Here is a 10470-nt window from a genome sequence, read left to right as displayed (position 1 = left end):
AATTTAGGTTGGCATTTTAGTGTTAGTGAATTTAAAGCACATTTTAATTTAACACAATTAGAAGTAATTAATGACTTTGCTGCGTTTGCTTATGCAGCGCCTTATTTAGACTCAACGCAAAATATTACTATTAAGCCCGGTCAAGCCGATGCAAATGCAAATATTGGTGTTATGGGACCAGGTACTGGCTTTGGTGCTGCGTGTTTAGTGCGTACAGCGCAGTCAACTGCAGTATTAAGCTCTGAGGGCGGGCATATGTCGCTTGCTCCTGTAAACGAACTAGACGCTTTATTAATTAACGAGCTTCGTAAAGAACACCCTCATGTATCTATAGAAACTGTTTTTTCAGGCCCAGGTATTGCCCATTTATACAAAGCAATGGCAGCCGTGAAAGGGGTTACAGCTAAAAATTTAGATGCAGCACAAATTAGTAGCCTTGCAAACAGTGGCGAGTGTGAAGTGTGCGATGCAACGCTTAATCAGTTTTGTGACTGGATAGGCAGTGTGGCAGGCGATTTAGCGGTAGTATACGGCGCATTAGGTGGCCTATTTATAGGCGGCGGTATTTTACCGCGCATGCAAACACGATTACTTGAAAGCCGCTTTGTAGAGCGTTTTTCGCAAAAAGGTGTTATGTCGCAATATGCAGGGCAAATTCCAGTTACTTTAGTAACACAAGATAACATACCGCTAATTGGGGCGGGTGCGTGTTTATATAACAGCAAGTAAATTTGCTTAATGGTTGTATTTGGATAATGAACAAATGAAAAAAGTAACCATAAATAGCGTAGCAAGCCATGCGGGCGTTTCTAAAAAAACCGTGTCGCGGGTTTTAAATAATGAGCCTAACGTGAGTGCAGCTACGCGCGAAAAAGTACTTAAAGTATTTAAAGAGCTTGATTACACGCCTAACCCAATAGCACGCGGGCTTGCGCAAAATCGCAGCTTTATTATTGGCTGCTTATACGACAACCCCAGTAAAAGTTATATAACACGCGTACAAACGGGTGCGCTTGCTGCCTGTAAAGAAAATAACTACAACTTACTAATACACCCGTGCGAATTACGTGGCGATGATTTAATTAACGATATAGAGCAGTTATTACAAACCTCGCGTTTAGATGGCGTAGTACTGACCCCGCCATTTGGTGATTTTGAAAAGCTCGCTAATTTTTTAAAAGCTAAAAAAATACCCTATGCACGGGTTGCATCGGCACTGCTAGAAGATGATTCAATTTCAGTGCGCAGTAATGACGAGCAGGGCGCTTATGAAATAACCGAGCACTTAATTTCGCTTGGTCATAAGTCGATTGCTTTTATTAAAGGCCACCCTGATCACAGTGCTACGCAACAGCGCTTTAAAGGTTACAGACGAGCGTTGGCAAGCCACGGTATAGAATTTGACGAGCGCTTAGTAGAAGAGGGTAACTTTAGTTATCACTCAGGTGTAGACAGTGCGCGCAGTATTTTAGATTTATCGCCACGTCCTACCGCGGTATTTGCATCAAACGATTACATGGCTGCGGCGGTATTAAAACTGGCCACACAGCGCCAATTACGCGTACCCGATGATATCTCTATTGCAGGGTTTGATAACGCACCAATTGCACGCCATATATGGCCGGGCTTAACGACTATTGCACAACCTGTAGAAGAAATGACTAAACAAGCTGTTACGCAGCTTATATCGCATATTTCGCAGCCACAAGAGCAGCCGTATCAGGTAACGCTAGAATCACGCTTAATTACCCGCGAGTCTACTGCTGCAATAAAATAACCCCCTTTTTTGTTTTTCACAGTAACCCGAATTTGAGTGACGCTTATTCGGGTTTTTTTTGTGCGGATTTTAGCAAATAAACTAAAATTAGCATGGTCATTAATTGGTCACGTTAAAATTTTACACTATTTTTGTTACTCAGGGTTGACACCGGTGTCAATGCTATGCGTTAATACAGTGACACCGGTGTCAGGGTTGTTGTGAGAGGCTCCCTGGTAGCGTACCTTTGAACGGGTAAATCAAAGATGCTCAGTGCAGTTATTTACGTGGAGTCTGTAATTGCTACTGAGCCTTTTTCCTCTAACTAATAGAGATGAGCTAAATTATGTTGCACCCTCGCATTGAAGAAGTCACCCAACGCGTTATTGAACGCAGTAAACAAACCCGTCAAGATTATTTAGATCGTATTTCGCACGCAAAAAAACAAACAAGAGTCCGTGCCGGGCTAGGCTGCGGAAACATCGCTCACGTTATGGCTGCGTGTAGCAGCGACGACAAAGCGCGCTTAAAGGCTGATGAGCAGCCAAATCTTGCTATTATCAACTCATATAACGATATGCTTTCGGCCCATGTGCCATACAAAGATTTCCCAGATTTAATTAAAGACCTTGCTACTAAGTACGACGCCACTGCCCAAGTTGCAGGCGGTGTACCAGCAATGTGTGATGGCGTTACGCAAGGGCGTGACGGCATGGAATTATCGCTTTTTTCTCGCGACGTAATTGCTATGTCTACTGCGGTATCACTATCGCATGACGTATTTGACGGCGTTTTTTGTTTAGGCGTATGTGACAAAATTGTCCCAGGTTTATTAATTGGTGCCTTATCTTTTGGTCACTTACCGGTATTCTTTTTACCTGCTGGGCCAATGCAATCTGGTATTCCTAACAAAGAAAAAGCACGTATTCGCCAAAAATTTGCACAAGGTTTAGTAAGCCGTGAAGACTTACTTGAAGCTGAAAGCGCCTCGTACCACAGCGCAGGTACTTGTACGTTTTACGGTACTGCTAACTCAAACCAAATGTTAATGGAAATAATGGGCTTACACCTTCCAGGTAGCTCGTTTATTAACCCTTACACTGAGCTTCGTGATGGTTTAACAGGTAATGCTGTAGAAACCATGCTTAAGCAGCTTACAGATGATAAAGAAAGCCCGTGTTTAGCAGATGTAATCAGCGAAAAAACCATTATTAATGGTTTAGTTGGCTTGCTATCTACAGGTGGCTCTACTAACCACGCTATTCATATTGTTGCTATCGCAAAAGCGGCGGGTATTCAAGTAACGTGGAAAGACATGTCTGATTTATCAGAAGTTGTACCACTACTTACGCGTATTTACCCTAACGGCTCAGCCGATGTAAACCATTTCCAAGCCGCAGGCGGTATGGGCTTCTTAATGCGTGAATTAGCCGGCGCAGGTTACTTGCATACTGATGTTAAAACAATGCTTGGTGAAGGTTTAGCGCCTTACATGATGGAGCCGCGTTTAGATAAAGACGACAGCTTAATTATGAGCAACTCAACAGGCCCTTCAAAAGTGAAATGGGTAGATTGCCCAGAAAACTCACTCGATGAAGAAGTACTGCGTCCAATTAGCAATCCATTTAGCAAGCAAGGCGGCCTACAACTACTTACAGGTAACCTAGGTAAAGCAGTCATTAAAGTCTCTGCTGTAGCCACTGAGCATCAAGTAGTAACAGCCCCAGCTAAAGTATTTAGCTCACAAGGCGAACTGCAAGAGGCATACAGCCGTGGCGAGTTAAACCAAGACTTTATTGCCGTGCTTAAAGAGCAAGGCCCTAAAGCGAAAGGTATGCCAGAGCTGCATAAATTAACGCCTGTAATGGCAACACTTCAAGACGAAGGCTTTAAAGTAGCTATTGTGACTGATGGCCGTATGTCGGGCGCATCAGGTAAAGTGCCTGCTGCTATTCACTTAGCGCCAGAAGCTGTTGAAGGTGGCATTATTGCAAAAATTCTTGAGGGCGATTTAGTAACACTGGATGCGCCAAACGGAATATTAAAAGTACATGTTAGCGACGAAGAGCTTGCTAAGCGTGAACTACAACTTAGCCAACCAAGCTTAACCTTTGGTACCGGCCGAGAGTTATTTACTGGATTTAGAAATATTGTAAGCAGCGCCGATTTAGGTGCGAGTGCTTTTGGACTTGAATAATAATTGCCACACACTGGGTAATGAGGAACAAGTAATGAGTATTGAAAAAATCTTAGCGTCGGCACCTGTGGTGCCAGTGGTTGTAATCGAAAAACTAGAAGATGCAGCACCACTCGCTAGAGCGTTATACAACGGTGGCTTAAAAGCCCTTGAAATTACGCTACGCACGCCTGTTGCAGTGGAAGCTGTAAAACTAATGAAAGCAGAAGTTCCAGAAGCTTACGTTGGTACAGGTACAGTGGTTGATAAAGCTAGCTTTGATGCTTCAGTAGAAGCAGGCGCTGATTTTATGGTAAGCCCAGGTGTAAGTGATGAATTATTAGCATTAGCTAAAGATTCAGACATCCCTTTTTTACCGGGTGCAGCAACTGCAAGCGAAGTAATGCAGTTAGCAAGCCATGGCTTTAAGTACTTAAAATTCTTCCCTGCAGAGGCTGCAGGTGGAACGGCAATGCTTAAGTCGATTGGCGGGCCATTGCCGCACATTACTTTTTGCCCAACCGGTGGTATTAGCCTAGCAACAGCCCCTAATTACTTAGCGCTTAATAACGTTATTTGTGTTGGTGGTACGTGGATGCTAGATAAGCAACTAATTGAAAACAAAGACTGGCAAGCCATTGAAGCGCTTGCTCGACAAGCAAGTGAAGTTAAATAGGAGTCTAAAAATGATTAATGTAGCAATTAATGGCTATGGCCGTATCGGTCGCAACGTATTACGTGCACTTTACGAGTCAGCACAAAACAGTGAAATTAAAATTGTAGCAATTAACGATTTAGCACCGGCTAACGTAAATGCGCATTTAACACAATTTGACTCAGTTCACGGTCAATTTTCTCAAAAAGTAACGTTATCAGATGACACTATGCTGATTGGTGATGACGTAATTACTTTGACTCAAGAGCGTGACCCTGCAAACTTACCGTGGAAAGAGTTAAACGTAGATATCGTTTTAGAATGTACTGGTTTTTTCACTAAGCGTGAAGACGCAGCTAAGCACATTACAGCAGGTGCTAAAAAAGTAATTGTATCTGCTCCTGGTAAAGATTTAGATGCAACGGTAGTACACGGCGTTAACAGCGATGTAATTAACGCTGATAGCAACATTATCTCTAACGCATCATGTACGACTAACTGTTTAGCGCCAATTGCAAAAGCAATTAACGACACAGTAGGTATTGAGCAAGGTAGCATGACTACAATTCATGCATATACAAACGATCAAAACTTATCTGACGTTTATCACCCAGATCTATACCGTGCACGTAGTGCAACACAGTCTATGATCCCAACTAAAACAGGTGCTGCTGCAGCTGTTGGCTTAGTACTTCCTGAGCTTGCGGGTAAATTAGACGGTATGTCGGTACGTGTACCTACTATCAATGTTTCTTTAGTTGATTTTACGTTTATTACTAAGCGCGAAACAACTGCTGAAGAAATCAACGAAGTAATGAAAGCCGCAGCAACAGGTTCAATGAAAGAAATTTTAGAGTACAACGAGCTTCCGCTTGTTTCTATTGATTTTAATCACAACCCTGCGTCATCAATTTTTGATGCAACGCAAACTAAAGCTGATGGCAAACTAGTTAAAGTAATGGCTTGGTACGACAACGAGTGGGGTTTCTCAAACCGCATGTTAGACCAAGTTAAAGCATTAGGTCAGTACTTATAATTGACCCTGTAAAAGTTTAGCTTTATCCAACCAAGCCTGCATTATGCAGGCTTTTTTATTTTGATTAATTTATACCCGCTCGTTTAATAAAGCGCTTAGCTCTTTAAAACTAGGCCGCGATGCAATATCAGTATTTATAGCACGCGCTGCTATATCGGACATTTTATTAAACAGTTCGCTTTGCTTATCTGCAGTGCTAACAGTGCTTAGCAAGTCCTCAATTAAGCAACCAAAAGCGCGGACTTCTATTAACTGTATTTGCTGTTGCTGATATTCACTAAGCATGGCTAAATTTGTTGCTGCACCAAAATCACCAAATAAAACGTCATATTGTTCATTTATCATGGTGTTATGGGCGTAAATATCGCCATGACTTACGTTGTTAGCATGTAAGTGGGCAAGGGTGCTTATCATTTGCTGGGCAACTTTATAAATTGCCTCAGGCGAATAGTGACAGTGTGCATTAAAGGTATCGCGCGTACAGGTTTCTAAACTTGGCGGCAAACCTAAATTAGTAAAGCGTGTATCTATTAGCTCCATAACTAAACCAAGCTGTGTGCTTTGCTCTATGTAGCTTAATACGTTAATTAAGTTTTTATGATAGCCTGCTTGTAAACAGCAGTTTACTTCATCAAGTGGGTAGCCATCGCTTGTAATTGCCCCTTTAAATAATTTTACCGCCACATCGTGCTGTGCTGTTTTAGCTAAATGAATAACGCCCGATGCACCTTGGCCAATTACTTTTTTAAGCTGAAAATTTTCAAGTGGGGTGTTTTGCAAACGACTGTTAGTTAAGCATTGAGCTTTATTAAATGCATTACCCGCAAAGGCAAGCCAAGCAAGTTTGGGGAGTTCTAATAGCCAATTATCAAGTTTTGTTAGGTTATTAGCAGAGAGCCTAACTAGCTCTAAATTAGTACAAGAGGCCATACTCGCGGGTAGTTGTTGTAGGTTATTTCCTGCAAGGGCGAGCTTTTTAAGCTGTGTGTAATTACCAAAGTCACTTGGCAATGCGCTTAATTTGTTATCGGTAAGTATTAACCATTCAATATTTTTAGGTAAGCTGTTTAGTGCAAACTCTGTTATTTGATTGCCTTTAAATGCAACCATAATTAAAGCAGGGCATTTAGCGAGTACTTTAGGTATATGTTTAAACTGATTAAACGATAAAAACACCCGTTTAAGCTTTGTTAAGCATGCAAACTCATCTGGCAGTGTAGTGAGATTATTGTTTGATAAATCGAGTACTTCTAGGGTATCTGCAAGGGTTAAAATTTCTAAAGGAAACTGTGTTAAGCCTTCTACGAGTTGTAAGCGAGTAACACCATTCAACCTACCAGACTTAAGCTCTGCAAGGGTATTCATAAATTTTCACAAGCCTTTTAAAATAAAAAAGCCAACATCGCTGTTGGCTTAAAGTAAATACGTTTAGTAAAGTTTAAAATTGCGCGTTATGGTAAACGTTTTGCACGTCGTCACAATCTTCAAGCATGGCTAAAAAGCGCTCCATTATTTCTACGTCTTCACCTTCAATAGGGGCTTCAACTTGTGGTACAAACGAAATTAAATCTACGTCAAAATCTGTAATACCCATTTCTTCAAGCGCTGTACGGGTGTTGTTGTATTCTGTATGTGGTGCAAAAACCGTCACTTTACCGTTTTCTACTTCTACATCTGTTACATCAACATCGGCCATCATAAGGGCTTCTAGTACAGCTTCATCGTCATCTCCATCAAAAACAAAAATAGCGAGGTGATCAAATAAATGTGATACCGAATTTTGTGCGCCTATTTTAGCGTTTGCTTTGGTAAAACAAATACGCACATCAGCAAACGTACGTTTGTTGTTGTCGGTTAAACAGTCAACAATAATCATACAGTTACCAGGCCCGTATCCCTCATAACGTGTGGCTGCGTAATCTTCACCGCCGCCGCCTTTGGCTTTGTCTATTGCGCGCTCAATAACGTGTGCGGGTACCTGGTCTTTTTTAGCGCGCTCGATTAAACGGCGCAGCGCAAGGTTACCATCTGGATCTACGCCACCATTTTTAGCGCATATGTAAATTTCTTTACCGTACTTAGAATAAACTTTAGTTTTAGCACCCGCAGTTTTAGCCATTGAATCTTTTTTGTTTTGGTAAGCTCTTCCCATCTGCGTTTCGCCTTAATATATGTAAATTATTGAATAAAATTGCAAGGCCGTATTCTAAAGGTAAAGCCGCACTATCGCCAGTAAATGGCGTTAATTAATCATCTTGCTGTTGTAATTGCCACATTTGAGCGTATTGACCATTTTGTAATAAAAGCGCTGAATGTGTGCCTTGCTCAACCAGTTCGCCCTTTTTAAATACTAATATGTTATCGGCATCAACTATAGTTGATAGCCGGTGTGCAATCACAATACTGGTGTGGTTTTGAGTTACATCGCGCATTGCCTTTAAAATGGCTTGCTCCGCGTGCGAGTCGAGCGCCGAGGTCGCCTCATCAAAAATTAAAATAGGAGATTGCTTTAAAATTGCACGTGCAATTGCAATACGTTGTTTTTCGCCGCCAGATACTTTTAAACCGCGCTCGCCCACTAACGTTTTATCGCCTTGCGCTAAAGTTGAAATAAAGTCTTTTAAATGGGCCATTTCTATTGCTTTATCTATTTCACTATCGCTTGCTGTGGGTCTGCCATAGGCGATGTTTTCGCGTATGCTGGTGTTAAATAGCACGGTGTCTTGTGGCACTATAGCAATGGCTTTACGCAGGCTATCGAGGGTGACGGCGTCTATAGCTTGGTTATCTATGGTTATACTGCCCGCGCTAATATCGTAAAAGCGGTAAAGTAACCGCGCCAAAGAGCTCTTACCTGCACCACTTGCACCTACAACGGCAACCTTACTGCCTGCTTTAACTTTAAAGCTAATATTACTAAGAATAGGGCGGTTGGCATCGTAACTAAAACTGACATTATTAAAGGCTATATTGCCTTTGCTAACACAAAGGTGTTGAGCATGGGGTCGCTGCGTTACCTGTGGTTTTTTATTAAGTAAGCCCAGCATGTTTTCTAAATCGGTTAGGGCGCGTCTTATTTCTCGATAAACAAATCCTAAAAAGTTAAGCGGTAAAAATAATTGGATCATGTAGGCGTTTATCATTACAAGTTCGCCAATTGTTAGAGCGCCCGTTACCACTTCTTTGGCACCTAACCACATTAGCGCTGTAATAGCGCTTGCAATTATTAACGCTTGGCCTGAATTAAGCGCAAGCAATGACATTCTATTTTTTAAACGGGCGGTTTCCCAATTTGCTAAAAAAGAGTCGTATGTTTTGGCTTCAAATTCTTCGTTATTAAAATATTTTACAGTTTCGTAGTTAAGCAGGCTGTCTATGGCGCGCGTATTACTAAGGTTATCGGCGGCGTTTGCCTCACGTATAAAACGGTTTCGCCACTGCGTTACTGTTACAGTAAAGGTAATATAAATAGCAACCGCTAATAAAGTTATTAACGCAAACCAAATAGAAAATAGCGAGCCAAAAATAATAGCAACGGTCAGTATTTCAAAAAGGGTGGGGACAATATTAAACATTAAAAAACGCATTAAAAAGCTCAGCCCACTAGTACCACGTTCTATATCACGGCTTATTCCACCTGTTTGCCTATCGAGATGAAAAGCAAGCTCTAGCGAGTGTAAATGTTTAAATACTTTTAACCCAATATCACGCATCGCGTGCTCTGTCACACGAGAGAACACCGCATCTCTTACTTCGCCTAAAAACACGCTGGCAAACCTAAGCCCACCATACATAAGCAATAGTAATGCAGGGATAACTAAAACTGAATTAATTGATTTATCAACCGAGTCGATAATTTCTTTTAATGCCCAAGGCATTAAAAGAGTTGCGCCTTTAGCTCCTATAAGGGCTAAAAGCGCTAAAAGTACGCGCCCTTTAAATTTAGTAATGTATGGCCACAGCGTTTTAATACTTTGTTTTAAGGTCATTGCATCGGCGCGTTTTATAGTACTGTGTTTAGAGCGCATTACGGATCTCAGTCAAATAAATACTTAATTAATATGCATTGTATTTTAAATACTTGCCCATATATACTACGCATCCCTTATTTTAGTTTGACGCAACCATGTTTAACATTCGTGTGTTTATAACTGCTTTTTTACTGTTTTGTGCGCTTTTTAGTGTTCAAAGTAGTGCGCAGTGCGCGACACATAAATTAAACACTGCAACCACCTCATTGAGTGTGTTTGCTGATAGCGTTGAGTTAGTTAAAACGCTGCCTATATCAAAGTCGGTAAAGGGGAGTAAGCACAAAAAAACTCATCAAACAGGGTTTGACGCTCATCAACCTAGGTTAACGGCTAGTAATTCTTCGTTATTTTTACATGTCGCGCAAAGTGAGCCTGAATACGACGTTGTATTTGAATTTTTTGCACACACCCTTTTTAGAGAAATATACCTAAGCCCCAACGCTTTTATTGCCCAACGGCCATGGTATACACTTGTAACGCATAGCAAAAAGTCGCGACTCAGTGGCTGGAAAGACGCTAATTTACTTTATACCGCTGCAAGCACCTATCACGCTTAATTTTCTTATTTAATTTTTATTAGGTTTTAACGTTTTACGTTTAGGCCTTGAGATTAATTGTGCTTTTAAAAAGTACGTTACCGGTTCTGGTAATAAGGAAACACCATGTTAAGTGTAAAAAAAGATCACAAGCCGTTTATGGCTAAATTTAAATTAAGCTATATAGCCATGCTTATTGTGCTGGTTTTATTAGCCATTAGCGCATTACCCAACTTATACCCAAATAAATCGTGGTTACATGTAAGCAATGCACCTCATA

The 10470-nt window shown here is 41.2% G+C and carries 9 protein-coding genes; 6 read left to right on the top strand and 3 right to left on the bottom strand.

All coding sequences use genetic code 11. The features are described 5' to 3' along the window. The 5 genes from B2R65_RS18395 to gap form a co-directional block, all read left to right on the top strand. Window positions 1–729: glucokinase (locus tag B2R65_RS18395; protein WP_286745086.1), on the top strand; the 729-nt coding region annotated here is incomplete at its 5' end. Window positions 730–763: 34 nt separating this feature from the next. Next, a complete protein-coding gene (locus B2R65_RS18390; RefSeq protein WP_024034047.1) occupies window positions 764–1777 on the top strand; it encodes a LacI family DNA-binding transcriptional regulator in 1014 nt (337 codons plus the stop codon). A gap of 325 nt (window positions 1778–2102) precedes the next feature. Beyond that, entirely contained in the window at window positions 2103–3953 is a 1851-nt protein-coding gene (edd, locus tag B2R65_RS18385) for a phosphogluconate dehydratase (protein WP_029773525.1), read from the top strand. A gap of 34 nt (window positions 3954–3987) precedes the next feature. Continuing rightward, complete coding sequence (gene eda, locus B2R65_RS18380; RefSeq protein ID WP_004587806.1) at window positions 3988–4608, top strand: bifunctional 4-hydroxy-2-oxoglutarate aldolase/2-dehydro-3-deoxy-phosphogluconate aldolase; 621 nt, start codon at window positions 3988–3990, stop codon at window positions 4606–4608. A gap of 10 nt (window positions 4609–4618) precedes the next feature. Then, a complete protein-coding gene (gap, locus tag B2R65_RS18375) occupies window positions 4619–5623 on the top strand; it encodes a type I glyceraldehyde-3-phosphate dehydrogenase (protein WP_286745081.1) in 1005 nt (334 codons plus the stop codon). Window positions 5624–5692: 69 nt separating this feature from the next. Here the strand turns inward: gap and B2R65_RS18370 are convergent, their stop codons facing one another. The 3 genes from B2R65_RS18370 to B2R65_RS18360 form a co-directional block, all read right to left on the bottom strand. Next, window positions 5693–6988, bottom strand: a complete 1296-nt coding sequence (locus B2R65_RS18370) for a leucine-rich repeat-containing protein kinase family protein (RefSeq protein ID WP_286745078.1) — start codon at window positions 6986–6988, stop codon at window positions 5693–5695. Window positions 6989–7061: 73 nt separating this feature from the next. Further along, complete coding sequence (locus B2R65_RS18365; protein WP_286745075.1) at window positions 7062–7775, bottom strand: YebC/PmpR family DNA-binding transcriptional regulator; 714 nt, start codon at window positions 7773–7775, stop codon at window positions 7062–7064. Between the two features lie 94 nt (window positions 7776–7869). Beyond that, window positions 7870–9651: an ABCB family ABC transporter ATP-binding protein/permease gene (locus B2R65_RS18360; protein WP_286745072.1), complete on the bottom strand. Its 1782-nt coding sequence runs from the start codon at window positions 9649–9651 to the stop codon at window positions 7870–7872. Between the two features lie 98 nt (window positions 9652–9749). Here B2R65_RS18360 and B2R65_RS18355 point away from each other — a divergent pair, with 98 nt between their 5' ends. Further along, on the top strand, window positions 9750–10211 hold the full coding sequence (locus tag B2R65_RS18355; RefSeq protein ID WP_286745070.1) for a hypothetical protein: 462 nt from the start codon (window positions 9750–9752) through the stop codon (window positions 10209–10211). Window positions 10212–10470: the final 259 nt, after the last annotated feature.

This window comes from Pseudoalteromonas sp. UBA2102 (assembly GCF_002331165.1).
GTDB lineage: Bacteria > Pseudomonadota > Gammaproteobacteria > Enterobacterales > Alteromonadaceae > Pseudoalteromonas > Pseudoalteromonas atlantica.
Note: the sequence above shows the minus strand (reverse complement) of the source record. Positions and strands in the feature narration are given on the sequence as shown.